27 protein-coding genes and 2 other annotated features (1 of these 29 cut by a window edge) are annotated in these 26,226 nt (G+C 38.2%); of the genes, 7 read left to right on the top strand and 20 right to left on the bottom strand.

Features of this window, described 5'->3' with window-relative positions; all coding sequences use genetic code 11:
* Positions 1 to 90 (top strand) — a binding site (T-box leader) (it extends 149 nt beyond the left edge of the window).
* Between the two features lie 143 nt (positions 91 to 233).
* Entirely contained in the window at positions 234 to 1,805 is a 1,572-nt protein-coding gene (locus ACB089_RS01040) for a 2-isopropylmalate synthase (protein ID WP_368637519.1), read from the top strand.
* Positions 1,806 to 1,989: 184 nt separating this feature from the next.
* On the opposite strand, the gene metG is transcribed toward ACB089_RS01040, so the two are convergent.
* From metG to rsgA, 4 genes are all read right to left on the bottom strand, one after another.
* Positions 1,990 to 3,624 carry a methionine--tRNA ligase gene (gene metG / locus ACB089_RS01035; RefSeq protein WP_374964830.1) on the bottom strand — a complete coding sequence of 545 codons (1,635 nt, stop codon included), beginning with the start codon at positions 3,622 to 3,624 and terminating at the stop codon, positions 1,990 to 1,992.
* Between the two features lie 114 nt (positions 3,625 to 3,738).
* Positions 3,739 to 4,197: a binding site (T-box leader), on the bottom strand.
* A 123-nt stretch (positions 4,198 to 4,320) separates the two neighbouring features.
* Positions 4,321 to 4,968, bottom strand: a complete 648-nt coding sequence (locus tag ACB089_RS01030) for an HAD hydrolase-like protein (protein ID WP_374964829.1) — start codon at positions 4,966 to 4,968, stop codon at positions 4,321 to 4,323.
* Between the two features lie 54 nt (positions 4,969 to 5,022).
* Positions 5,023 to 5,448, bottom strand: a complete 426-nt coding sequence (gene fosM, locus ACB089_RS01025; protein ID WP_374964827.1) for a FosM family fosfomycin resistance protein — start codon at positions 5,446 to 5,448, stop codon at positions 5,023 to 5,025.
* A gap of 80 nt (positions 5,449 to 5,528) precedes the next feature.
* Positions 5,529 to 6,605, bottom strand: a complete 1,077-nt coding sequence (rsgA, locus tag ACB089_RS01020; protein ID WP_374964826.1) for a ribosome small subunit-dependent GTPase A — start codon at positions 6,603 to 6,605, stop codon at positions 5,529 to 5,531.
* Positions 6,606 to 7,189: 584 nt separating this feature from the next.
* Here rsgA and ACB089_RS01015 point away from each other — a divergent pair.
* Positions 7,190 to 8,272: a type III polyketide synthase gene (locus tag ACB089_RS01015; RefSeq protein ID WP_374964824.1), complete on the top strand. Its 1,083-nt coding sequence runs from the start codon at positions 7,190 to 7,192 to the stop codon at positions 8,270 to 8,272.
* 1 nt (position 8,273) lies between these two features.
* Positions 8,274 to 8,816 carry an isoprenylcysteine carboxyl methyltransferase family protein gene (locus tag ACB089_RS01010; RefSeq protein ID WP_368637513.1) on the top strand — a complete coding sequence of 181 codons (543 nt, stop codon included), beginning with the start codon at positions 8,274 to 8,276 and terminating at the stop codon, positions 8,814 to 8,816.
* A 24-nt stretch (positions 8,817 to 8,840) separates the two neighbouring features.
* On the opposite strand, the gene ACB089_RS01005 is transcribed toward ACB089_RS01010, so the two are convergent.
* Positions 8,841 to 10,034, bottom strand: coding sequence for a GTP-binding protein (locus tag ACB089_RS01005; protein ID WP_374964822.1), 1,194 nt, complete (start codon positions 10,032 to 10,034; stop codon positions 8,841 to 8,843).
* A 222-nt stretch (positions 10,035 to 10,256) separates the two neighbouring features.
* Between ACB089_RS01005 and rpmG the strand changes: the two genes are divergently transcribed.
* Positions 10,257 to 10,406, top strand: a complete 150-nt coding sequence (gene rpmG / locus ACB089_RS01000; RefSeq protein WP_004231780.1) for a 50S ribosomal protein L33 — start codon at positions 10,257 to 10,259, stop codon at positions 10,404 to 10,406.
* A 97-nt stretch (positions 10,407 to 10,503) separates the two neighbouring features.
* Here the strand turns inward: rpmG and ACB089_RS00995 are convergent, their stop codons facing one another.
* From ACB089_RS00995 to ACB089_RS00980, 4 genes are all read right to left on the bottom strand, one after another.
* The gene (locus ACB089_RS00995) at positions 10,504 to 11,295 is read right to left on the bottom strand and encodes a hypothetical protein (RefSeq protein ID WP_374964820.1); all 792 of its coding nucleotides are present in this window, start codon (positions 11,293 to 11,295) and stop codon (positions 10,504 to 10,506) included.
* A 14-nt stretch (positions 11,296 to 11,309) separates the two neighbouring features.
* The gene (locus tag ACB089_RS00990; protein ID WP_374964819.1) at positions 11,310 to 11,609 is read right to left on the bottom strand and encodes a hypothetical protein; all 300 of its coding nucleotides are present in this window, start codon (positions 11,607 to 11,609) and stop codon (positions 11,310 to 11,312) included.
* Positions 11,602 to 12,177: a hypothetical protein gene (locus tag ACB089_RS00985; RefSeq protein WP_374964817.1), complete on the bottom strand. Its 576-nt coding sequence runs from the start codon at positions 12,175 to 12,177 to the stop codon at positions 11,602 to 11,604. Before ACB089_RS00985 ends, ACB089_RS00990 begins: the two co-directional genes overlap by 8 nt.
* A gap of 124 nt (positions 12,178 to 12,301) precedes the next feature.
* Positions 12,302 to 12,949: a hypothetical protein gene (locus tag ACB089_RS00980; protein WP_374964815.1), complete on the bottom strand. Its 648-nt coding sequence runs from the start codon at positions 12,947 to 12,949 to the stop codon at positions 12,302 to 12,304.
* Between the two features lie 340 nt (positions 12,950 to 13,289).
* Here ACB089_RS00980 and ACB089_RS00975 point away from each other — a divergent pair, with 340 nt between their 5' ends.
* Together ACB089_RS00975 and ACB089_RS00970 are read left to right on the top strand one after the other, a co-directional pair.
* Complete coding sequence (locus ACB089_RS00975) at positions 13,290 to 14,801, top strand: hypothetical protein (RefSeq protein ID WP_374964814.1); 1,512 nt, start codon at positions 13,290 to 13,292, stop codon at positions 14,799 to 14,801.
* A 245-nt stretch (positions 14,802 to 15,046) separates the two neighbouring features.
* Positions 15,047 to 15,730: an exosporium glycoprotein BclB-related protein gene (locus tag ACB089_RS00970; protein ID WP_374964812.1), complete on the top strand. Its 684-nt coding sequence runs from the start codon at positions 15,047 to 15,049 to the stop codon at positions 15,728 to 15,730.
* A 268-nt stretch (positions 15,731 to 15,998) separates the two neighbouring features.
* Here the strand turns inward: ACB089_RS00970 and ACB089_RS00965 are convergent, their stop codons facing one another.
* The 10 genes from ACB089_RS00965 to ACB089_RS00920 all read right to left on the bottom strand — a co-directional run bounded on the left by ACB089_RS00965 (position 15,999) and on the right by ACB089_RS00920 (position 24,686).
* The gene (locus ACB089_RS00965; protein WP_374964811.1) at positions 15,999 to 16,511 is read right to left on the bottom strand and encodes a YfiT family bacillithiol transferase; all 513 of its coding nucleotides are present in this window, start codon (positions 16,509 to 16,511) and stop codon (positions 15,999 to 16,001) included.
* A 227-nt stretch (positions 16,512 to 16,738) separates the two neighbouring features.
* Positions 16,739 to 17,518 carry an alpha/beta hydrolase gene (locus tag ACB089_RS00960; protein WP_374964809.1) on the bottom strand — a complete coding sequence of 260 codons (780 nt, stop codon included), beginning with the start codon at positions 17,516 to 17,518 and terminating at the stop codon, positions 16,739 to 16,741.
* Positions 17,515 to 18,297 carry an ABC transporter ATP-binding protein gene (locus tag ACB089_RS00955; RefSeq protein ID WP_374967632.1) on the bottom strand — a complete coding sequence of 261 codons (783 nt, stop codon included), beginning with the start codon at positions 18,295 to 18,297 and terminating at the stop codon, positions 17,515 to 17,517. Before ACB089_RS00955 ends, ACB089_RS00960 begins: the two co-directional genes overlap by 4 nt.
* A gap of 30 nt (positions 18,298 to 18,327) precedes the next feature.
* A complete protein-coding gene (locus ACB089_RS00950; protein ID WP_374964807.1) occupies positions 18,328 to 19,359 on the bottom strand; it encodes a FecCD family ABC transporter permease in 1,032 nt (343 codons plus the stop codon).
* A complete protein-coding gene (locus ACB089_RS00945) occupies positions 19,352 to 20,359 on the bottom strand; it encodes a FecCD family ABC transporter permease (protein ID WP_374964806.1) in 1,008 nt (335 codons plus the stop codon). Before ACB089_RS00945 ends, ACB089_RS00950 begins: the two co-directional genes overlap by 8 nt.
* 114 nt (positions 20,360 to 20,473) lie before the next feature.
* On the bottom strand, positions 20,474 to 21,457 hold the full coding sequence (locus ACB089_RS00940) for an ABC transporter substrate-binding protein (protein ID WP_374964805.1): 984 nt from the start codon (positions 21,455 to 21,457) through the stop codon (positions 20,474 to 20,476).
* 346 nt (positions 21,458 to 21,803) lie between these two features.
* Complete coding sequence (locus ACB089_RS00935) at positions 21,804 to 22,634, bottom strand: helix-turn-helix domain-containing protein (protein WP_374964803.1); 831 nt, start codon at positions 22,632 to 22,634, stop codon at positions 21,804 to 21,806.
* Positions 22,616 to 23,110: a DinB family protein gene (locus ACB089_RS00930; RefSeq protein ID WP_374964802.1), complete on the bottom strand. Its 495-nt coding sequence runs from the start codon at positions 23,108 to 23,110 to the stop codon at positions 22,616 to 22,618. Before ACB089_RS00930 ends, ACB089_RS00935 begins: the two co-directional genes overlap by 19 nt.
* A 24-nt stretch (positions 23,111 to 23,134) precedes the next feature.
* Positions 23,135 to 23,629 carry a nucleotidyltransferase family protein gene (locus ACB089_RS00925; protein ID WP_374964801.1) on the bottom strand — a complete coding sequence of 165 codons (495 nt, stop codon included), beginning with the start codon at positions 23,627 to 23,629 and terminating at the stop codon, positions 23,135 to 23,137.
* 241 nt (positions 23,630 to 23,870) lie between these two features.
* Entirely contained in the window at positions 23,871 to 24,686 is an 816-nt protein-coding gene (locus ACB089_RS00920; protein ID WP_374964799.1) for an alpha/beta fold hydrolase, read from the bottom strand.
* A 290-nt stretch (positions 24,687 to 24,976) separates the two neighbouring features.
* Here ACB089_RS00920 and ACB089_RS00915 point away from each other — a divergent pair, with 290 nt between their 5' ends.
* Positions 24,977 to 25,771 (top strand): sulfite exporter TauE/SafE family protein, encoded by a 795-nt coding sequence (locus ACB089_RS00915; RefSeq protein WP_374964798.1) that lies wholly within the window; start codon positions 24,977 to 24,979, stop codon positions 25,769 to 25,771.
* Here the strand turns inward: ACB089_RS00915 and ACB089_RS00910 are convergent.
* Complete coding sequence (locus ACB089_RS00910; RefSeq protein ID WP_374964796.1) at positions 25,768 to 26,127, bottom strand: YybH family protein; 360 nt, start codon at positions 26,125 to 26,127, stop codon at positions 25,768 to 25,770. The two genes, ACB089_RS00915 and ACB089_RS00910, sit on opposite strands and share 4 nt — an antisense overlap.
* Between the last annotated feature and the right edge of the window lie 99 nt (positions 26,128 to 26,226).

The following is a 26,226-nucleotide window of genomic DNA, read 5'->3' as shown; positions in this document are numbered from 1 at the left end:
GATAGACAGTAATGGCTGTCGATAAGGGGACTTTCTCTGTAAAGAGAAGGTCAATTAGAGTGGTACCGCGAGCATAAACTCGTCTCTATATTTTTATAGAGACGGGTTTTTTTATTTACCCTGAATCGGATGTTTATTGGCCTAGGTGTAGATTTTGTCTCTCGCAATGCAAATTGTGCAAAGCAGAGACAGCATTCATATAATGACAACTACTACAAAAGGAGTGTTTGAAAATGGGAAGAAAAATTTGGGTGTTTGATACAACTTTACGTGATGGCGAGCAAGTGCCAGGTGCAAAACTGAATTTATACGAAAAGGTAGAGATAGCACAGCAACTCAAAAAATTAGGCGTCGATATTATCGAAGCCGGTTTCCCTGCTTCATCACAAGGTGATTTTGATGCAGTCAAAGCTGTAGCACAAAGAGTTGGTAATACAAGCGACATAATGATTACTGCTTTAGCACGTGCTGTAAAGGCAGATATTGATGCTGTTTATAACGCTGTAAAATACGCTGAAAACCCTATGATTCATATGGTACTTGGTACTTCTGATATTCATGTTGAGAAAAAATTTAGCAAGTCCAAAGATCAAATTCTACAAATTGGCGTGGATGCTGTAAAGTATGCAAAAACGCTTCTACCACAAGTCCAATATTCAACAGAAGACGCATCTCGTTCAGATTTCGAGTATCTTTGGAAAACGATTGAAGCCGTTATGAAGGCTGGTGCAACAATGATTAATGTACCTGACACAGTCGGCTTTGCAGAGCCAGAAGAATTTGGGGCTATGATTTATAAACTAAATGATCGCATGAAAAATTTAAACGATAGCGTTTTACTAAGTGTACATTGTCACAATGATCTTGGTATGGCAACTGCTAACACGCTTGCTGCAATTAAAAATGGCGCTGACAAAGTAGAATGTACAATTAACGGCATTGGCGAACGTGCAGGTAATGCGGCCTTAGAAGAAGTTGTAATGGCGCTGAAAACACGTAGCTCTGTGTACAATGCTGAGACACGTATCAACACAAGAGAGATTATGAATACATCACGTCTTGTTTCTAGCTTTATGGGTCTAGACGTGCAAGTAAACAAAGCCATTACTGGAGATAATGCTTTTGCCCATTCATCTGGTATCCATCAGGACGGTCTTCTTAAATCACGTGATGCTTATGAAATTGTTCATCCAGAAGATGTAGGTCTTGACGATATGGAGCTAGTTCTTACAGCTCGATCGGGGCGTCACGCAGTGAAAAATGCCCTTGAAAAACTTGGCTTCTCAAACCTGTCGACGGATGAATTTGAAGGAATCTTCGAAGGCTTCCTGAAGCTTGCGGATGCGAAGAAAGAAGTTTACGATCACGATTTATACGTTATTGTGGAAAGCTACTATGAAAAACATGACGCAAACAATGCGAATGCCACTCATTATAGTGATCAGTTCTTTAATTTCGATGATTTACAAGTCGTCAGCAACGCGAGCTTCCCTTCAGCTAGTGTAAAAGTTCGCAAAGGTGACGAGGTATATAAAGCAAGTGCAGTTGGCTCAGGTCCAATTGATGCCCTTTATTCAGCTATCGCAGAAATTACAAACATTGATGTAAAACTTGTGGAATATAATATCAATAGCGTTTCTCGTGGTAAAGAAGCGCTTGGTAAAGTAAAAATTACAATCGAGCACGAAGGCGAAAAGTATATCGCAAAAGCTGCAGATACAGATATTTTAAAAGCCAGTGCGCTAGCTTATATTAATGCCATCAATAGCATTGTGGTCGCTAAATTAACGCCCGTTATGAACTAAATGGATCAATTATGCCTCGGCATAATTGCGTCCGCTGAAAAGTGACTTAAAATCGCATTTATCTCACCACCTATAGAGGTGGAAGAATTTGTACCTGTCGCTACGCTTTCGGTGCAAAAGACATTTGCTGAAAGAAGTTAAAAGCAGTATGACAATATTGAGTCATACTGCTTTCGTATTTTCCCTATCGACTGCCTTCCACTAACTTTTGATATTCCTCTTCAATCAATTCAACATTAAGACGTTCAAACAGTGGTGTCACTTCACTAATGCTTTCTGGCAATTCGACTTGCTCACGCCACTTCACTTCATCTATGCCTAACATTTTTCTCACTTTCTCAGCTGAAAACGGTAAGAATGGATGGAGTAGCTGACCTAGATTAGCAATTATATAAACACATGTTGCAAGTGTCTGATTCCCAGCTTCCACATTGTCTTTCACCTGTAGCCATGGCTGTTGCTCGTCAAAATAGCGATTAGCTGCACGAATATATTCAAAAATAGCCTCTAAAGATTGTTTAAAATGACCCGCTTCAATATGAGCCCCAACATCATGAAACAGCTGAGTCGTATGCTTTTGAATAGTACCATCTACCTCTGCATGAGGAACTTTACTATCGAATGATTTCTCTAAAAACTTCAATGTACGATTAACAAAATTACCATAAGCGCCAAGTAACTCACCGTTATGACTATAAATAAATTCTCGCCAAGAAAAATCAGTATCACGGTTTTCAGGTGCGTTCATGGTTAAAAAATAACGAATAGAATCTGCATCATAACGACTTAAAATATACGGCACCCATACCGCCCAGTTTTGGCTTGTCGATAATTTTCGTTTTTCTAATGTTAAATATTCATTGGATACAATATGTGAAGGTAAAGCCTTTGCTCCAATTCCCATTAGAATGGCCGGCCAAATAACTGTATGGAAAGGGATATTATCCTTCCCATGCACATAATACGAAATCGTTTCTTCATTCCATAAATCTTCAATAGCCATTTGATGTTGCTTTGCCCATTCGATACTTGCTGTGAAGTAACCTGCTACCGCTTCAATCCACACATATATTTTTTTGCCTTCAAAGCCTGGTACTGGTACATCTATTCCATTTGGCAAATCCCTCGTTACAGCGCGGTCTGGAACCCCTTCTGCTAAGTAACGCTCCGTTAAACCTATAGCATTGTTGCGCCAGCGTTTCTCAGTCTTTGCCTCTGCTAAATAAGATTCTAGCCTCCCTTGAAACTGACTAAATGCAAAATAAAAATGCTCTGTCTCCTTGATTATTGGCTCATTCCCACAAATTTTGCAGCGTTTATCAATTAAATCGAGTGGATCTAAAATTGTAGCGCAATGATCACATTGGTCACCTCGTGCCTTTGCACCGCAATTTGGACATACCCCCTCTACAAATCGGTCCGGCAAAAACTGTTTATCCGTTTCACAATAGGCTTGTTCTATTTTCTTTTTATATAAAAAATTGTTTGCTAGTAGTTGTAAAAAAATTGTCTGAACAGATTCATGATGGTGCTTAGCGTCTGTTCTCGTATACAAATCATACGTAAATCCTAAATCATTGAAGCATTGCGTAAACTCCTCATGATAATGATTAGCAATAGCCTCCGTTGTCGTGTTTTCCTGTGCAGCCCGAATCGAAATCGGGGTACCATTACAGTCACTACCTGAAACATATAAAACCTTCTCGCCCTTTTGTCGGTAATATCTAGCCAAAATATCACCTGGTAATAATGCGGCAACATGCCCTAAATGCAATGAACCATTTGCATATGGCCATGCCCCTCCAATAACAATCGTCATCCTAACTTGCTCCCCTCGAAAAAATTATAAAAAAGTGTAAGGTGTGTTGATTAACCATTTTTATCTAATCAACATACCTAAAAAAGTGTATAAAAAAACGCCCTAATCAAAATTGATTAGGACGAGTATACCCGTGTTACCACCTATATTTACAAATAGCTCACACTATTTGCCTCCATCAGTGCGTCTCATTTTATTTAATCAATTATGCCTCGGCATAATTGCGTCCGGAATCGGCTTTGTGCTTAGGCCTGCACGATGCAGGTCAGTTAGCCGTTATCGCATGGATGCGATGATCTTAGGCTAACATCCCCTAAGAACTCCTTTCCGATTCCGTGACATCCGCCGGAGGCTTGAACTTCTTCCAGCGGGTGTTTAGACACCTGCTGGAAGAAGTGAGAGATACTGCCGCTGTTGTAACGAGTGCCCATCTCGTCGTAATCTACTCGCAAACTTGCTTTCGGTACGAAGCTCAAAGGTCATTTTCAAAAGGGGTCATTTACCTCATTTCCACCAACAGAGGCTCTCTATTTAACGCTTACCCAATTTACTTTTCCTTATCATCGCTTTTACTATAGATTGGCATCATTTTACTATTTTTCCTTATGAATTGCAATGAATGTCGATAAATGACTGAAAACTTTCGATAAACCATTCATAGTTCTCGATAAAATAGAAAATGTAGTCGATAAAATTTTATCCTAGCTTTAAATAGAGTAACTCATTTAAATTATTAATGACGATGTCTGCTTTTTGTAATTCCGTTTCTTGTGCGAAATCGAAACGTACTCCAACTGAGAGTAACTGATTGTCAATAGCTGCCTGAATATCAGAAGAACGGTCTCCAACAACCGATCCTTGTTGAATAGCATTTTCCTCGATGACCTTTTTCACTAAATCAGATTTATGACCACTCGAAATAGACTGAATGCTATATGTACCTTCGATAAAACGCTGTAATTGATAAGTTTCTACTATTGCTTGTAAATACTCAGTTTGTCCATTACTTGCTATGAATAAATGATAGTTTTCTGCCAAAGCCTCAAGTGTTTGCTCTGCATTTGGATACAATGCGCCCTGGCCATTACGTATTTGTTCAATAAGCTTAATATGGAATAATGCATTGCTCTCCTCACGTGTCTCGAGCGTATGCATAGGACATAACGTTTCCCAAACAACAAGTAATGGTACACCCATAATTTCTCGGTACTTCTCTATCGGTGTATCTCCCTGCCACAAGCCCTTTGCACGCAATACATCGAACGTTGCTGATAGTGCAGGCTCTAATATTAGATTTGTTTGAAATAAAGTGCCATCCATATCAAAAATAATCGCTTTTTTCATAAAAACACCCCTTCTATAGTATCGACGTATTTATTAGAAGGAGTGTTTCAAGTATTAGGCATCAAAAAATTCCATATGTGTTTTTTCCTTCTTATAGTAATCCAATCGATCCTGTAAAGTCCCTGTATGGAATTCGAATTTATGACCGTCTGGATCTGTGAAATAAATCGATTTTTTATCTCTTACATCTCTTTGTCTACCTTCCAGAATATTGACATTATGTTGGATTAGCTTTTCATACATTTTGTCAAAATCATCCTCATGGATAGAAAATGCGATATGAGTATAGGATTGATGTATTTCATTGCGTGGAATATCCTTTTCTACATTAAGAGCAAGCCACAGCCCATTTACATCAAAATAGGCTGTACTTCTCCCCTTCACCAATAACTTTGCGTCAAAAAATTTTTCATAGAATGCAATGGATTCCTCTAGATTAGACACAGAAAATAATAAGTGATTAATGTTCTGGATTGTCATGCGTATGCTCCTAACTTTGAAATCGCTGATAGAAGTGTGATTATCGCTGATAACTCGCTCACTCTTATCTCAGGATATATTTATTTTGATTTTTTACCTTTCTTTAAGCCTTTCGAGATTTGCTTCCATTTGCGTTGCTCAGTTAGTCTTGCTTGTGCATTTGTTTTTCGTTCGATAAAGGCAAGCTCTTTCTGTAGCTTAAAATAGCTTTGGAGACGTGATTGTTCTAGCACTCCATCTGTAATTGCTTGCTGTACCGCACAATGTGGCTCCTTTTGATGTGTGCAATCCCGATAATGACAGGCTGCCGAAAGTTCCTCGATATCCTTAAAGCTAGAGGATAAACTATCACCCTGATCCCATAATTGTAGCTCTCGCATTCCAGGTGTATCGATTAAACAGCCCCCACTCGGCAATACAACTAACTCACGATGTGTTGTTGTGTGGCGTCCCTTTGCATCATCATTACGAATACCTGCAACCTTCATAAAGTCCTCACCACTAAGAGCATTTGTCAATGTGGATTTCCCTGCACCAGAAGAGCCAAGCAATGCACCTGTCACACCTTCTGTAAATAGCGCGCGAATATCTGCTAAGCCTTCACCCGACAAAGCGCTAGTGACAAAAATATCCACACCGAACGCTACAGATTCAACCTCACGCATCATACTAGAAATATCTTCACATAGATCGGCCTTCGTCAATACAACAACCGGTTTTGCACCAGAATCCCAAGCAGCTACTAAATAGCGTTCTAAACGACGAATATTAAAGTCTGCATTTAAGCTCATAACGAGAAGCACGATATCAACATTTGACGCTACAATTTGCTCTTGTATTTCCTGTCCCGCGACCTTGCGGGAAAAGACTGATTTTCGTGTAAACAATTTATGAATAATCGCCTTTTCCTCACCAGGCATTTTCTCAACTAGCACCCAATCTCCAACTGCTGGGAAATCCTCGCGCGCTAATGATGTATACGCGTAATGTCCAGCAATCGTCGCTAGCCACTCTCCTTCCTCAGCCAGTACACGATAGGAATGCTTATGCTCTAAAGTTACCCTTGCCGGCACACAATTCGCTAACTTAGCCTCCTGTTTAAATCCAGTCATTTGCTCTTCAAAATATGTTAAAAATCCTAAAGTTGTTAAATTCAATTTGTTTTCCTCCTAAATGTGCAAATCATTTGTTATCAATTGATAAAAAACATAAAAAAACCTTGTCTCTGCGCAATTCGGCAGTTACAAGGTTCACAGGCACATTTAAGAGAATATACAAATCACCACCATTGTGATTTAAATACACTGCGTGGTCAATTTATATATTTTAGGCGTGTGAAATTGAACAAACCGAATTGCAGTTCGTTAAAAACGGATCTATTCATCATGTCACATCACCTACTTCCGATATTAGTTATCTCCAATATAACAAAATCTTCTGAAATTGTCAATGTAAGGTTCATCACCAAAACGTTGGTTGATTTCCGTTCCGACTGGGCGCTTTCCTGGGGGCGTCCGATGAGCCGCTTCACTCGCGTTGCTCGCTCCAGGGTCTCATCTGTGACGCTGATCCCCAAGGAGTCGCCCAGCCTCCACTCCAATCAACTTATTTACATAGTATATGTTTTAACAAATGTCATCCACAACTTTTGGTAATGAGCCCTATGAAATCTAACAAGCATTAATCTCCCACCTATCTGCATAGAATGAACAAGACCACTATTTGCAAAGGAGATGTTGAATTGTCAAAAATTATTTCTATCAGTACATACAAACCACCATACACATTACAACAAACAAACGCGGAAGAGCTAACGAAGGAGCTGTTCCATGCAAAAATCCCTAAATTAGAGCGTTACTTAAAAGTTTTTGAGAATGGTGGTATTGAAACACGTCATTTTTGTGTGCCGCCAGAATGGCATCGTACGGATCATTCCTTTGAGGAACGTAACAATTTATATATTGAGCTAGCTACACAATATAGTGTTGAGGTCATTCAAGCCTGTTTACAAAATGAAGCATTTTTAGAAACACCGATTTCTCCTAAAGATATTGATGCCATTATTTTCGTGAGTAGCACCGGCATTTCAACTCCAAGTATTGATGCACGAGTAATGAATAAACTTCCTTTTTCAGACAGACTTAAACGTATTCCACTCTGGGGACTTGGTTGCGCTGGTGGTGCGGCCGGCATTAGTAGAGCCTATGATTTTTGTCGTGCCCATCCAGAAGCAAAAGTTTTAGTCGTTTGTGTCGAGCTTTGTAGTCTAACCTTTCAGCCCAATGATTTTTCAAAAAGTAATTTAATCGGTGCCTCTCTTTTTGCAGATGGAGCCGCATGCATACTTGTCTGTGGAGATGAGGCGGAAATTACAGTAAAAAAATCAGTACCTGCTATTATCGGGACTGGATCTAAATGGATGCCTGATTCCGAAAATGTGATGGGGTGGAATATTAAAAATAATGGTCTACATGTCGTTTTTCAGAAAAGTATTCCTGGCATAATCACCAAATGGTTCGGGCCATTCATTGAACAATTTTTATTGGAACATGAGCTATACAGTGAACAGCTTAACCATTTCATTGCACATCCTGGCGGTAAAAAAGTGTTAAAGGCTTATGAGGATACTCTGTACCTAGCTTCCAAAAAAACTGATATTTCTCGGGAAATATTGAAATTTCACGGAAATATGTCATCTCCTACGGTGCTATATGTATTGGAGCAATTTATGTTAAATGAAGGACAAGTGGAAGATACTGGCCTGCTCGTCGCTCTCGGCCCTGGCTTCTGTGCTGAAGCTATATTACTTAAATGGAGGGAGTAGCATGATTTTCTACATTATTTTGTTTCTCGTCATTCTACAAAGATTGACAGAAGTCTCAATTGCAAAACGCAATGAAAAATGGATGCTTTCACAAGGTGCCTATGAAGTGGGTGCCTCTCATTATCCATATATGGTTACGATGCACATTAGTTTTTTCCTCTTTTTAATTGTTGAAGTAATTACTAATAACACTGGTTTATCGCCCTTATTTCCGTTATTGTTCTTTTTGTTTGTAATCGTGCAAGCATTGCGTATTTGGTGTATTCGATCACTAGGAACTTTTTGGAACACCAAAATATTGATTCTACCTAACGCAGAGGTGGTAAAGAAAGGGCCTTATACATTTATGCGCCACCCAAATTACGCCGTTGTTTGTTTGGAAATTCTTCTTCTACCTTTAATGTTTCAAGCATATTTTACGGCATTTTGCTTTACACTTTTAAATATGACAATATTATCAGTACGCATTCCAATTGAGGAAAAAGCTTTGCGTGATGCTACGAACTATAATCATGTATTTCAAAAGAAGATTTCGGAATCCTAGCCGAAATCTTCTTTGTTTTTTTCGTTAATGCCATTCCCAATTGAATGGATCTTGTAAACTCTCCCACGGTTTCTTAAACTCATCTTCCGTTAATAAACATCTGTCCAATTCTTTTATAATCGATTCTTTCTCTAGATTAATCCCAATGAGCACAAGCTGGGTCATCCGATCTCCGAATTTTTCATCCCAATCTTCTAGTACCTCAGGGCTCTGCAAGAAAACATCTTGCTGCTGTTCCTTTGGCAAAGCGGCTACCCAATAAGAAACGGGTTCTATTTTTGCCGATGAGCCTGCCTGTGATAGTAATAATGCAACATCTTGATGTTTCGCACTCCAAATAATACCCTTTGCTCTAACAATCGATTCTGGCATATGATCACACCATTCTACAAAACGCATTGGATGAAATGGTCTACTACGCTTATAGGTGAAAGAAGAAATACCGTACTCCTCTGTTTCTGGTGTATGATTTTCATGACCTAGCTCTAATTCCTTTAACCAACCAGCAGATTCTGATACCCTTTCAAAGTCAAAGCGCCCAGTATTTAAAACTTCAGTTGGCTCTATGACACCATTAACTGTACGAATGAGCCTGGCTTCAGGTTGTAAAACGCGCAAAATACGCTCTAATCTTTCAAGCTCGTCCACTGATACTAAATCACATTTGTTTAATATAAGGACATCACAAAACTCAATTTGGTCGATGAGTAAGTCAGCAACATCCCGCTCATCTAATTCACCGACTGCCTCCTTACGCTCTAAAAGACTTTCACCTGATTGGAAATCGTGCCAAAAACGATTCGCATCGACAACAGTCACCCTCGTATCAAGCTGGCAAAACTTTGTTAAATCAATACCAAGCTCCTCGTCTAAATAGCTAAACGTTTGGGCAACGGGTATTGGCTCACTAATCCCTGTCGATTCAATTAAAATGTAATCAATAGTACCAAGCTTGGCAAGACGCTCCACCTCCTGCAATAAATCTTCACGCAACGTGCAGCAAATACAACCATTCGATAACTCCACAAATTTTTCCTCTGTTCGTGAAATGCCACTTCCATTCGCGATTAGCTCTGCATCAATATTAATGTCACTCATATCATTGACGATTACAGCCACACGCATATCCTTTTCATTTTGTAGAACATGATTCATCATCGTTGTTTTACCAGAACCTAAATAACCACTTAAAACTGTAACAGGAATTTTCTTTACCATTTTTACTACTCCTTAAATCGTAATCATTACTATTTATAGTTTGTAACTAAAACACATATTCCTACATAATGCAACATCCGCCGGAGGCTTTAACTTCTTTCAGCGGGTGTTTGAACACCCGCTGAAGAAGTTAAAATTTTGTGAAATTACCTTATTGACATATTTCATTAAAAATAATAATGTATAAAACGTAATGATTACTATTTAAAAAGGAGGCTTTTTATGCGTGTACAAGTAACTCTAGCCTGTACCGAAACAGGTGATAAAAACTACATCACAACGAAAAACAAACGAAATAATCCTGAGAGACTGGAACTTAAAAAATATTCCCCACGTTTGAAAAGAGTTACACTGCACCGAGAAACGAAATAATTCCCTAATCACATAAAAATAGCTGTTTCAAAAGTGACTTCACTTACTTTTGAAACAGCTTATTTAAAATGGGATGATCCCCTTTCAACAACCTACTTTATACGGTTTTATTAGTGTTTATTTCTATAGCTAGCTCTTTTAATTTCTGCTCCATTTCATCAAGAAAACGTAATTTATGATCCAGCTGCCCTTCAAAGTCTACAGATTGAGCCAATACTCTATTTACCTGAGCATCCAATTGTGTAAGAACTTCCGGATGAATCATCGTTTTTCCATTCAAAGAAGAGATTTGGTTTTTTTCATTTGCTAATTGTTGCGATAATTTTTCTATCTCACTGCTTTTTTCCTCTATTTCTTTAGTTAAATACTTATTGAGATTATCTGAATTGGCTTGTTCTAAGCGCGATCTCTCCATTGCTTCAACTATTGCCTCCATTTGTTCGCTTATTTCTTTTGTAAAATCACTCACCTTGTTTTCAAGGCCAGCAATGTCCGCCTTATAATTAACATCTGTATTCACTGAAAGTAATTCAACCTTAGTGTCTTTTAATAGTTTATTTTCTGCACGCAGCTCTTCTATTTCTTTTAATAATGTCTCTATCGAAGAAATTTGTTTTTTTTTGTGAATTTCTCTTATTTGAATATCATCATTGTTGGCCTGTGTTTCTTTTTCATAGTCTCTCTTCAGCTTTAAAAGCTCCATCGAAAGCTCCTTCTTTTGATTGGTTAATTGGACGTTTTCTCGCTCTAGTCTTAGTACCAATGAATAATAATCACTATCTCTGAGCCTGTTAACTTCATTTTTATATTTCGCTAATTCAGCTCTTAAAAAAAGGATCAGCTGTTGTAGCTGCACAGGATCATTATTTTTGACAATATCATTATCCATACTTGCACCTCCTATCACGAAAACTTTTTAAGCAAATCAATCACTTCTTCAAATTGCTCCTTACTCTCCTCTAACATTTCATCAAGCTGCTTCATAATCTTCAATTCTAGTTCTTCGTTGTAAATTTCTTCATGACCAACTTCTTCAGATTTTCTCTTTTCTCCTGATAGTAAATAGGCAATTAGTAGATTCAATGTGCCTTTTTCAAGATAGGCAAAGCTATTATTTTCTTCATGATTATAGTCAGGGAGATTCGTGAGTTGTTTCTTTATAAGTTGATGGATAACATTATCTATTTTTTCATGCTTACTCATTTTCATCCTCCTGTGTATGACTAATTCCATTGAGATTAATAGGATTTAAGACAACGACACCATCTTTTAGCTGATCACAATATGTAAAACCCATGATACTTCCTGAATAAGAAAAATTATGACCCCATTTGATTTGAAAGTTAGGGAATGATAGTGTTTCGTTTGGCTCTAACGTTGTTTTTCCAATAGGTCTAAGCCAGAATTCCTCCTTGCTTGATTGATCATTGATTCGCTCCCAGCTACTATTTCCTTTTAATTTTGGTGCGAAATGTTCATAGACATACCTTCCAGAGAAAGAGAATGGAGAGTCTTCAGGCAGTTTTATACATAGATACGGATTTGTTATAGGCTGATTACCTATATTGCGAATATGATAAGAGCCCAAGCATAAGCTCTCCTCATCAGGATTATAAGAAATATTGAACGAGGATGTGAAATAACTAATGATGTTAACACTATCAGAAATAATAAGCTCCTCAACCGTTTTTTTTATTTCATGAACATAAAAATCCGTTTGTTTTTTTAGTTCATTTATCTTTTCTTCCACACGATCGATACGAGTAGTCATAATTAGTACCCCCTTGCCAATAGTATTAAATTAATCAACTCACTGTCTGAAATCCTTTCATAAAAAAAAGAGAGGATTATCCTCTCTTTACAATATGATTTTCTTCTATGTGTTAGTACCATTACTAGCCAAAATGTGGTGGAAATACAGCAGGGCATTGCGCTGGGCGAACTACACCCGGACACGCAAACGGTAATTCTGCTCTTGGCTCGCAGAAAGTTGCTAAGAATTCCACTGTAACTGGGAATGTAGATTGAATACTTTGGCAAACTGATATAGTAACATTTAAATCAGTAAATGTAATTTGGTTTGCGCTAGGTCCTGCTGTAGGATTTCCCATTGAACACACGAAACAATCTAAATCTGTGAATAAAATTTCTACATCTGTCCCTTTCGGCGCGCATAATGTAACTTGTTCACAACGCGAAACGTGAATAGGATCGCTTGTAAACCTAGTATGATCTGGTAAAGTAACGACTAACGTAAGAGTAAAGTTTTTTTGAATAGTAAGATTTTGGAGACATACCGTTGCACCATCAATGGTGAATTGACGATTTTCACGGTTCAAAATCTTAACAGGATGAATTGCTCTTGGAACTACATGGCATGTAACTACTGCATGGGCTAAGTTAGTCTGGTGTGTTACTCCGTTAAAAGTAAGTGGTCCAGTATGGGAAAACTCAAACGACGCTTCCTTTACAATCCAGTCAAATACCTTATCGACATTTATACAAATTGGTTCCCGCACTTGGGATGGCATACTATCTTGCATCCTTTTGGCACCTCCATAATTTTTTTACCTTTCGTTTGTATCTTATGTTTTCTGACTAAAAGTGCATGGGCTAAAAAGTAATGCGTTCTGATTTTTATTAATCAATTATGCCTCGGCATAATTGTAGCTGTCGCTACAGAAAACTTTGCCGCTGTCGCGCAGATAATTTGCCACAGGACGTGGCGCTCTAGACTGAGTTCCTCTATTTCAGCAGGTGTCTTTTGTGCCTACATCTCCTCTTCTTAAGGAGAAACTAAAATGTTTGAAAGGACCAGTATATTTGTAACAGAAAGTAAATATTTTTAATAAAATATTAGTGGACTGAAAGGGGTGAATTGCAATGGAAGATTCAAAATTGTACTCCACGCAAGACATTGAAAATTTGAAGCAAAGGATTGAAACCTATAGGGAAACGTTGACCTCATTAAAAATGGGGACTTCAATAGAAGATTACCTATTTATGAAAAAGGAATTTGATGCGATTAAAACACAAATCGCACATTTAGAAGGGCTAACGGAAACATTAGACGATAAGCAAAATTCACAAATTAGGGACTATGAGGGGCAGATAAGACTTCTTTCGACGCAAATCGAGTCTCTGAATCAAACCATCGAGGAAATGAATCAAGAAATATTAACGGTTTTAAATAAATTAGTGATTGAAGACCCTAAAGCTCCAACCACTACACCTAATACTGAAAACACTTCTACTTTTATGGCTAACGATGAACAAAGTCATCCAAGAATCAAAGAATCAGCAAATCAATCGGCTGTTACATCGGTACCACCATCTTATAAATTGCTACAAAGTTTGGCGGGGAAAGCAATAAGTATACAATCAAATCCCAACAATAGAATACCTTCTTCTCGCCAGGATAATTTGGAAGACGGAACCCAAAAACGCCATTTTAATCAACAATACTTTCAATCAGAAAATACACATCCAAGCCAAATTTATAATGGCTTATTTAGAAATACCACTACCGAATCCACCGTCCATTTTAAAAACGCTACCAATGCACAGGAAATTCCAATTAGTGTGTATGAATCTAATACATTACCGCATGCCGAAATCCATAATTCCACTGACAATGGCCTTAATGCGAGAGATTTAGTTAATTACGACGAACTCGAAAAAATTAATAACACTATCACTATAGATGAAATGAGCTCTGTAATAACAAATGAACCTGTCATTCCTGATGCTTCAGAAGTAATTAATGAACCTGCCTTCCCCGAAGCTTCTAAAGTGGTTAATGAGCCTGCCATTCCTGTACCTTCAAAAGCGGTTAATGAGCCTGCCATTCCTGCAGCTTCTGAAGTGGTTTATGAACCTGCCATTCCTGTACCTTCTGAAGTGGTTAATGAACAGGCCATTTCTGTAGCTTCTGAAGTGGTTAATGAACAGGCCATTCCCAAAGCTTCTGAAGTAGTTAATGAACAGGCCATTCCCAAAGCTTCTGAAGTAGTTAATGAACAGGCCATTCCCAAAGCTTCTGAAGTAGTTAATGAACAGGCCATTCCCAAAGCTTCTGAAGTAGTTAATGAACAGGCCATTCCCAAAGCTTCTGAAGTAGTTAATGAACAGGCCATTCCCAAAGCTTCTGAAGTAGTTAATGAACAGGCCATTCCTGAAGCTTCTGAAGTAGTTAAGCAAGACGACACAAATACATCCCCCACTTTAAAAAGTGACAAATTTGATTTCTTTGGAGCTACGATAGAGGAAGATGAAGCCATTATACAAAATGAAGAGGTCAACAAACAACCAGAGCTAAAGGAAGAAGCAACAGAAGAAGCGCATAAGAAAGAAAAGAGCTCTTTGTTTTTCAATTTCTTTCGAAAATGGAGTTAGTTTAAAATTGTGGTGTACAGAGTTTTACAAAACTAGTGAAGTATACGATGAATACGTCCAATAAGTATGAAAATACATATTGGACTGTTTTTATGTTCAATTGAAAAAATAAGTCCCATTAGTTAGTACCCGCAAAATGGAAAAGCCTCTCTAAAGAAGCTTCAAAAATTTCCACATGTTTTTAGATAACTGCCCCCACCCCCTAATCTTTGCTGAATAGAATAATGGAGAAAGGGGGTGTAAAAATGTGTAAAAAAGTTTCCATGAATCATGGTGGGTTTGGATGTGATGGTGGGTTTGCATGTGATGAATGCTCGAATCGGAATGCGTGCCATAATCTTGGACCATTCTTGGCTGTTGATGCTGCATGTATTACTCCACATCCACAGCCACGTCCTCATGTCAGCTCAATGATCCCATTCGCTTCTGGCGGACCAATTGCTTTAGCGAATATAGGTAGTGGCTTATTCACTGCAGTAAGCATTATCGGATTCGGTAGTAACTTCCCCAATGTTGCTATATCCGGAAATGATATCAATTTATTAAATCAAGCGTTTACCGAGGCCTTTGTGGTTCCTCGTGCAGGTAATGTTACGTCTATCGCTGCAAGCTTTAAAGTAACAGCAGCTATTGCAGCTCCGGGTCTGCCAGGATCAACAGTAGTCCATGCTCAAATTTATCGTTCACCTGCGGGAAGTTCAGTCTTCAGCCCTACAAATGTGGCTGTTAATTTGAATCCACCATTGGTAGGAGTAATAAATGTAGGTACAGTAGTGCATAATACATCTGATAGCTTTGCACCACTACCGGTAGTAGCTGGTGATAAATTATTAATGGTGTTCTCCATTACTTCAACAGTAACAGGAACAATAACTGATTTAGCCACTACAGTTACAGGTACTGCAAGCGCTGGTATTACTATTGATTAAGAGTGGTAAATCCTTTTAAAAAAACAACATGAAGTGTATTAAATTTAAGCCCTTTTCACATTGTAAAAGGGCTCTTGTTTCTTAAAATTGCGACTGGTGAAGCTTAACTTGATCGATGGTAACCCTCTATGATGTGCAATCATAAGCTGGTGATATCAGATCCCAGTTATTCACTTTTCAATATTTACAAAATAGACGACTTTCTTGATTTGAACAAGAAGTCGTCTATTTTTGTCTGTAGTGAATGCACTTAGTTATTTACAGTTTATCATTTCTCCAAAGCATTCTGAATATGAGCAAGATGATGCTTCCCGTGCCAAGCATATAAGGCTAAGGCTTTCTCAAGAGTCATTAACCCTGAATCAGGATGATGAAACGCTCGTTGTAATTGCTCTTCTGATAAGCTTTTCAGCAAATAAACCCAGCGTTCATGTAAACCCTCAATTATTTTATATGATGTTGAGACAGGCATTTCAGAATCGGGTTGCTTTGCCCATTCTTCCTCATCGTAAGGCTTAATTGTTGGAGTACTTTCTGTCAAAGCTAACTTAAAACGGATAAAGCTATTCATATGACTATCTGCAATATGATGGACAAGCTGCGTAACCGTCCAGCCATTTTCTCGGTAGGATTTTGTTAATGCTGGTTCACTTGCTCCTTTAATTGCCTCTCCTAGTTGTTTCGGTAATAGACGAATATCCTCCATCCATTCCTTTACTTGCTGCTCTGTAACGACTTCAGGAAATTGAAATTGTCCAATTGGATATCGTAAGTCGGTCATGTAGCTCTCCTCCATTTCTATTTTCTTACTTTTTATATTACCAATTTTATATTTTTGTCGCCATTCGCATTAATTCTTCTAAGCAAAACCCTCATTTTGTAAGAATTATACTTACAAAATGAGGGCCGTTGTGTAAAATATTCACTCTCTATTCATTTATATCGTAAATTAACGTATTACCAGACAGAACGAAACCGCATTATCAAATGATAATACGGTTATCAAAATTAATTTTTATTCACAAAACGGATTGCTCTACTCATAACCGTCGGAACAATTGAAGCATGATTTTCCTCCAACGCTTCATAAAAAGCAATATCCATAATTTTCTCTAAATCGCTGGCAATCTGTTGTGCATCATCTACCATAAAGGTTTCCAGTTCCCCAACACCGATAAATAATTTTTCATAAGCAAACGGGCGCTCTTTTATAAATGTTGAAGCATACTTTAATAGTTCATGCTCATTCCACCAAATAGAAGGGCTAATCGCAATATAACGTTGGAAGCTTGCTTGATGATGGAATAATTGCCAAAGTACAAAGTAACCCGCTAATGAATGTCCGAACAGCGCTTGTTGCTGTACATTTACAGAGAGTTGCGCCTGAATACTTGGCTTTAATTCCTCCTCTAAAAATCTACTAAAGTTCTCCGCTCCTCCATGTTTCTCATGGCCCTTCCCTTTAAATCTTGCGGGATACGTATACGTCTCAGCTTGTCCTGTAAAATCATAAAATCGTCGTTCGTGCATATCAGCTCCATGCCCAATGCCAACTACAATAGCTGGTAAAATACCTGTTTTAGGTGCATTACGACTTTGCAGGCGGACTGCTTCCTTCACAAGGTGAAAATATGATGAACCGTCCAGTACATATAAAACTGGAAAACCACCTTCTGGTACGTCTCCATTCGGTACATAAATGTTTACCGTATACGTATAATCCGTAAAATTCGATGTTAATTGCTGCGTTGTATAATCAGATGCTGCTGCAATTTTGTCTATCATCATTTGTCGGCCTCCTTCAAAACATCATAGCCATAGCATACGGGTGTTTTCGTAACAGGATCTTCCATAATACGTGCATTAATATTGAATACCTCTCGCATTACATCCGCACATAAAATTTCCTGTGGTGTTCCCGTTTTCATCACAACTCCCTGTCGCATCGCAATTAAATGATCGGAATATCGTGCCGCGTGATTAATGTCGTGCAATACCATAACAATCGTACAACTATGCTGCGCGTTCAGGTTTTTCACAATTTCTAGTACCTCTAACTGATGCGCCATATCTAAATAAGTTGTCGGTTCGTCTAATAACAAAATATTTGTTTCTTGCGCTAAGGCCATTGCAAGCCATACACGCTGGCGCTGACCCCCAGAAAGCTGTGCAAGCTCGCGATTGCGATAGTCATTTGTATTTGTAACAGTTAAGGCCCACTCAATCATTTCCTCGTCCTTCTTTGTTAAGCGATTCACATTATTTCGATGCGGATAACGACCATAAGCAATAAGTTCCTCAACCTTTAGCTGACCTGGCGCAATAGGCGTCTGAGATAAGATCGCTAGCTTTTTCGCAATTTCCTTTGTCGATAAATTTTGCATGTTTTGGTCCTGCAAATAAACCGTGCCCTGCTGCTTCTTTAATATCCGACCAATTGTTTTTAATAATGTTGATTTACCACATCCATTAGGTCCTATGATGGTCGTAATCTTCCCATCCTCTATCGTTAAATTTAAGCCTTCAAACACACGAACCTGCTCATAGCCAGAAGATAAATTTTCCATTCTAAATGCCGTTTGCACACCTATTTCCTCCTATGCCTTTGATTTCACTAGTAAATATAAGAAGTACGGAATCCCAATAATCGAGACAACGATTCCAACCGCCAGCTCAGACGGTGCAAATACTGTTTTTCCTATAAAATCAGCTATAATAAGCAATCCTGCGCCAATCAATGCACTTACTGGCATGACATAACGATGTTGTATACCGACAAGCTGTTTTGCAATATGTGGTGCCATCAATCCAATAAACCCGATACTACCTGATACTGATACACACGCACTGACTAAGCCAACGCTTGCCAATAACAGCTTCTTTTTCTCTTTTTCTACCGCTATCCCTAAACTTGTAATACTATCCTCTTCCAGTTGAAAATAATCGAGCAAATACGCTTTCCGATGGACATAAAAGCCCAATAGTATAAGCCAAGGTAGCATAGTCACAACAAAAATCCAGTTTGCATTATAAATAGAGCCTGCCATCCAAACTGCGGCAGATTCAAAATCTTGAGCACTCATTTTTAATGATAAAAACAGTGACAGTGCCCCAAAACCACTGTTTATAGCAATCCCGGTTAAAATAAGTCGCTGCATATCTAAATGACCATTTTTCTGGGCAAATGAAAAAATAAGTAGCGCAGCCAAAGCACCGCCTACAAACCCGAACATGGGCATCATTAAAATCGATAACCAGCTACTTATATCTGCAGATGTGAGACGTAATTGAAAGAAAAACATGAATATAACCACTGCTGCCCCAGCACCCGCATTAATCCCTAAAATACCTGGATCAGCTAAGCCATTTCGTGTTATGCCCTGTAGCACCACCCCTGCCATCCCTAGGCCAACACCAACAAGCGCTGCAATGACAATACGTGGTAAACGGAATTCAAAAATGACAAGATCAAATTTTGGATTTGGTTCAATACGTAGCAATGTTTTGACAACATCCATCACCGACATATCAAAGACCCCATTTGTCATATGGAGATAGCTGGCACCCAAAATAAATAAAATGAGTATTGAAACAGTCATAACGAATACACTCGAGGTTTTTTTACGCACCTTTTTCACCTCCGTGTTTACGAACTAAATATAAGAAGAACGGAACACCAACTAATGCCGTTAATACGCCAATTGGAGTTTCATATGGGTAATTAACAAAACGACTAAGCACATCACAAAGTGCTAAGAAGAACGCACCGATGACAGCTGCACATGGAATGATAAAGCGGTAATCTACTCCAACAAGAAAACGCGTAATATGAGGAATGACTAACCCTACAAAGGCTATCTTTCCTACAAGTGCAACTGCCGTACCTGTTAAACAGACAACAGCAAGCATGCTTATGATTCTCACCGCTTTTGTTTTTTGGCCAAGTCCAATTGCGATATCTTCGCCTAATGACGTGATCGTAATAGCTTTAGCTGAAACGAATGCAAGGATTAAACCAATCAATCCAAATGGAATCGATAGCATGAGCATATCCACATCCACCATATGTACCTTTGTGTTATACCAAGCACTTACTGTTTGTGATACTTGGAAATACATCGCAATGGCTGTGGCTATACTGCTTAAAAATGTACCAATGACTGTCCCAATAATGGCAAGTCGTACTGGTGATAAACCATTTCGAATTAAAGAGCCAAAACCAAATACAATTCCTGCCCCTAATGCAGAACCGAGCATAGAGAGTAGGATCATTTGGTAATTTGGAAGCCCTGGGAAAAATACGATCGCTAACGTAATCACAAATGCAGAACCATCATTAACGCCCATTAATGAAGGAGACGCTAGATAATTTCGTGTTATGCCCTGCATAACAGCGCCGGCTACTGCTAAAAATGCTCCCACTAATAAAACTGAGGCGATTCTGGGAATTCGTCCTGTTCGCACAATTTGGTGGTCCACATTTGAAGGGTCGAATGCAGAAATCGCCTGCCACACCGTTATTGCGCTAATGTCTTTTGTACCGTACATAACGGAGACTAATGCCACAATCGCAATGAGGAATGGAGAAGCTGCTAATATTGAAAATGCCGCAATGTTTGTTTTTTTCAACTTCCACACCTTTTTCTTTATCAATTTCTCTCTCAATCTTATAAAAGGCTGGTAATAGCCTGGTGATGCCACCAAATCTACTACCAGCCTATCTATGCCGAGGCATAATTGATACTATTTAAGTAATTTTTCAGCTGCGACATCTAAGAATTTTACCTTAGACCATGCAGTACCACCTTGCGCTAAAGGATCAATCGCATTGACGAAAATTTGATTATTTTGTGATGCCTTCAAGCTTGCAAAAATCGGATTCTTTTGTAGCTCTTCCAGCGCTTTCGGTGCATCGGCATTTTCTGATTCCTCGAACTGAAGGAAAATAGTATCAGGATTTACCTCTGCTAATGTTTCAAGAGATAGTTCAGCCTGAGCCTTTGTAGTTTTTAATATTTCTGGTATTGGAGCCCCTAAATCTTCATATAGCACAGGATTTAAGTAAACTCCTGCAGGATAAATATACATTACGCCACCGCGTACTCGAATAACTAGAATCTCCTTGTCCGCTAGTTGCTCTTTAGATTTGGCTTGCGCATCAACAACCTTCGCATCATAATCTGCAATGATTTTTTTAGCATCATCTTCTTTACCTGAAAGCTGTGCAAGTAATGTTAAGTTCTCTTTCCAATTTGTAGAGACATGTGAATACGGAATCATCGTTTGAATTTTATTTAGCTTTTCAGCAGTTTCCTCAGGGAACTTTGAAGTACCTAAAATAACATCTGGATCAAGACTTAGAATGGCCTCTGCATTCGGCTCCATTTTATTTCCTATAAGCTCAGCACCCTCTAATTCTGAAGCAAGATATGATGGAATTTTGCCACCAACTTCTAGTACACCGGCAGGCTTAATACCAAGCATCGCCGCATCTTCCATAGATTCTAAGCTTGCCGTTACAATGTTTTTCACATCTGCAGGAACTTCATATTTCTCTCCCAAATAGGTAATCGTTTGTGTTTTCGCTTGATCTGCTTGCGTTTCTGTTGCACTTGTTTCTGCCGCATTATTTGTGGATGTAGTAGACTCTTCTGCCTTATCCGTTCCACACGCAGCCAAGGATAGCGCTAATAGAGCAGGTGCACACATTTTAAAATATTTATTCATAATTATTCTCTCCTAACAAATCGCTATCTACCGATAATGATAATCGTTTTCAATTATAAGTCAATAGGAATTAGCGATTCAATTGATATTCATTATCATTTACGGATACTATCCTAACAAAGCGAAAAACAATTGTGAATGGATAATTTCATGAACAACATGGACTTTTGCCGATTTTCAACTTCTTTCAACAGATATTTTTGTACCGAAAGCGTAGCGGCAGGTACAGAAGTCTCCTACCTCTATAGGTTGTGAGATGAATGCGGGTCTAAGTTACATCTTGTTGGCCCAAAACCTCTGGCAGATGTCACAAAAAAAGCTGCTTCTTTTTCAAGAAACAACTTGTTTATACGTATTTTGCTTCCTCAAGCATTTTTTTTCGATACGCTGTCGGGGACACTCCCGTACACTTTTTAAATACCCGACTAAAATAAAAACAATCTGCATAGCCTACACATTCTGCTATTTCCGCTACAGTAGCATCGTCATATTGCAGTAAATCCTTCGCCCGTCGTAAGCGATACTCCGTTAAGTAGGCGCTAGGGTTCATACCCGTATGCTGTTCAAACAAATAGGCAAACCTACGACGCTCCACGCCAAATTCCTCAGCAATTTTTGAAACAGAAAGTTGTGTAGCATAGTTCTCATGTATGTATTGTAAAGCTTGCTCCATCTGGTCGCTTGCCGTATCAAGAACCTTCACTTTTGCCGACACAAGAATAGCTTCCAAAAGATTCATAAACAGAGTCTTTGCTTTGAATATGGACATATTACCTGGCAGTGAATGGCTTTCTATTATTTGCTGTACATAGTCAATAATTTTAGTATGATAGCCCGTATGAATTAAAAAGTGCTGAGCTGCTAATGGATATAAAGATACTTCTTTCTGAGGAATATTATAATGAACAACTGCATACTCCCATACTTTATCGCCAGAAACTTTAATTTCAATTGGCATTTGTGGTCCTGCGTGTACGACCATACCTGGCTCCATTACATAAGGGATACCATTAAAACTAAATATGGCACTACCAGCAAGTGGCACAACTAACCCGCACTTCCCAGGAGCTGTTGTGCGTCCTGTATCTACTTGACCTGGCTCCATTTTATTTGTAAAAACATCCGTAAAACTTACAGACGCATGTGCATAGTAATCAATTAAATGCTTGATATCCACTTTATAGCTCCTACATTCTTTAAAACTTTTTGGATTTGTGAAAAGTGATGCAAATCATGATCTACTAAACTAGCAAAATACCCGTAAAGCGTTAATTCAGATGTACCTATTTTAAAAGACTTTTGCCATTGCTGATCATCTATTGGATGAAGTGCGTTCATTAGCTGATGTCTCTGATTTATAAAATTGGCTATCGTTTCTTCTTTACTTTGTACACAGCTGTTATAGGATGCGCTTGCATTCATTTCTTCTACAGCTGGCCCTTTTGGTAGACTTTCTTTTATAAAAAGAAATGGAAGACGTTGTTTTAATACGAATTCATCCCATGGCGTAAGATGGCCAATAATTTCTGCAACCGTCCATTTTCCAACTTCAATAGGTGTACGCCATTGTTCTTCCGTAACATTTGCTAAACTCTCCACAAATGCTATAGATCTTTCATAATGCGAGAGGATCTCATTTTTATCGTGACACAAATTCTTCAGCTCCTTCAAGTCTTGTTAGTAGACAATTTGTAGTTTCGGCCAAATTGATTTCCACTGCTTGCTTTGAATCCTCTTCTCATAAACCTCATGCATTTGAGAGCCTTTTTGAAAATATGGTGTAGGTGCGACAATCCCAGAAGTTAAGTGCTGAATCCCATGAGGTGCAGCGATCTCAAGTTTTCCATTAGCAAGCCTCACACCTATAGCTGTCGATGTTTCTGGAAAATGCGCAATGCCATCAATAGATGATTGATAAGGTTCACTGTTATTTACTACATGCATTCTTGCTTGATTTTTCACAGACCAAGGCTCATTCGGTAAATACTTCGTCAATTCTTGTTCATACTGCTTCTCATATTTTTCTAAAGAGTTTACTTTATCAAAATATATCACATCAATATCGGCTAATGGTGTTCTGTATTCTTTATTATGTAGAAAATCCCACACCTTAGACCGAATAAATCCAGCACATATCCATGAATCAGGTAATTGTAGCTTTTCTACAGTCAATCAATTATGCCTTGGCATAATTGCGTCCGGAATCGGCTTTGTGCTTGCACAAAGAACTCCTTTCCGATTTCGTGACATCCGCCGGAGGCTTTAACTTTTTTCAGCAGGTGTACTCCTGCTGAAAAAAGTTAAAATACCCATCATCCAGTCATCTGCTGCAATTAAGCTTTTTAGCTCTTCTTTTGTTTTTATCAGTTTCATTCACCTCTGAATTTGTCATACCAATGTTTGCGCTGTTTCCTTATGAATGATTCTTAACCCATGTTCTTATTTTTTTGGCAACATTCTTAGGTGCTTCACGAAAAATATCATGACCTGCATCAGCGATTGGTTCAATATCCAAGCTCTTAATTCTAGTTTGCAAAAATTGAATACTCTTCTTTCTAATAGCTTCTAATTCGCTTGGTTTTGTTGCGTTGATTAAGAGAGTCGGGCAATGCACCTGTTCTACTATATCTTTGACTGGTTCCGTATAAATACCTTTTATGATGGATTGCCCTGTAAAAGTAGAAATCGTTAGTCTAATTTCCCCATCCTGCTCCTTAACTTGAGCCCTTGATGCTTCTTCAAGCTCTTCCGACCATCGTGAAAGCTCTTCTTTTTCCGATTCAAAAAATACGTCCCAAGATGGGAATCTTACTTCATCACAAAATTTCTCCATTTCTTGTAATTCGTTTTCTAACGTCATACCTAAATCTTGCGGTGACAAATAACCTCCATCTAACAAGATAATCCCCTTTATTCGTTTAGAGTATTTAGCAGCATAATTCAATGCTAAATCGGCTCCAAAAGAATGGCCAATTAAAAAATGCGATTTACGACCTAACTGCTGATTTATTATTTTTTCTATACCTACAATCAAATTGGAAGGAAAGTAAGCATTCTCTTCTTCCAAAGCTTTTGCATAACCATGTCCAGGTAAATCAAAGGATACAATATGATACTCGGGTAAGTGTTTTGCTAGTTCCCCAAAAGCCAAGCCCGTACTCCCTAGCCCATGTAAAAAGATTAATATTGGATTTTGTGAGTCGCCCCATTGATATATGTTTTGTTTCATTGCTATTATCCCCTTCGTTTAATAGTTACTTCCATTAATTACAATAATAACTATTTTTAGTTCTATTTCAAAGGGGCTGAGCGGATAAAAATAAGCATGACAAATTAGGAGAGATTGGAGCTTTAAGGGGACTGTATTTCGAGTAGTATTTATAGCAGAAGAGAAAAAATTTGCTGTACAATATACAGATTATATTTATAAATCTTATTTATACAAAACGAAAAATAATATATTAGAATTATAATTTATTTACCAGTACCCTTTAACTAATAACGTTAAAGGAGACGCATATGAAAAAATCTTTTATTTTGATTGTGTCCTTTGCCATTGTAATTGGACTTTTTTATACGAAGCTTTCAATGACGCTCGTTAGTATCGGAATTATTGCCGCTTTTATCGGTACCCTTGCTGGGGGTGGTGGGCTTATTACGATCCCTGCTATGATGCTTGTTGGCATACCTATTCAAACAAGCATTGCTACGAATAAGTTTTCATCAGGCATTGCAGCGTTGTCGAGCATCTTTTATCTTCTCTACCATCAGGAGCTTCGTCTAACATCTATTATAAAATACGTTGCAGTAGCTATTGCTGGAGGTATTTGTGGAGCACTTCTAACTGTATCTATGTCAGAGAAGACCATGAATATTATTGCATGTATTTTACTTATCTTCGCCCTATTTATAACGTTGAAAAATAGAGAATGGACTGTTAGCTCAGAAGAAAATGACACGAAACACAACAATAGATTTTGGCAGCCATTTTTAATTGCAGCTTATGATGGTGGCTTTGGACCTGGCTCTTCAACCTTCAGCATACTACATTATTTACGCTACCATTACCCCTACATAAAGGCAGTACAGCTCACACGTGTGCTTATATTCGGGAGCTGTTCTGGAGCATTTTTAGTATTTTACCAAACCGGCTTTATTCAATGGAAATATGCGATTGCGATGGCAGTAGGGTCTATTATCGGCTCTCAACTCGGACTTTTAGTTCTACCGAAAATTCCGATAAAAGCAGCTAAAATACTACTAATAGTTATTATTTCATTACTACTTATTCAAGTAGCCATAAAAATAATTTAACTACTCAAATGCTCATGAATTAACTTCCATTCCTTGTTTAAGACAGTAAAAATATTCGTTGCTCTGCCGCTACCAGATACAAATTTCCCGTTATGATAGCCTTCATAATGGTATGTATAAATACAGGTAGCAGATTTTTCATCAACCGTAAGCCATTGAACATCGGTAGCAGAATAAATTTCTTCCTTTATCAAATCCCAAGCATTATTAAAATAAGCGCCTACTTCTTCTATAGTCACGCATGTTTTATCCGAAAACCAATACACAGCTTGAGGATGCAAAATTTCCTTTACGTTATTAAAATCATGGGAATTTGTCGCTGTAATATAACGCTCTAAAGCTTGCTGATATGACATGATAATTCCTCCTTTTTTAACTAATATTAGACGAAACTCTACTACTTAGAAATATAAAAAAATCTTGCTGTTTATCGGATTATTTTAGGGTATAAACAT

The sequence above is a fragment of the Lysinibacillus sp. RS10 genome, assembly GCF_041956855.1.
Taxonomy (GTDB): Bacteria; Bacillota; Bacilli; order Bacillales_A; family Planococcaceae; genus Lysinibacillus; species Lysinibacillus xylanilyticus_A.
The sequence above is the reverse complement of the archived record's forward strand: the minus strand, read 5'-3'. Positions and strand labels throughout refer to the sequence as shown.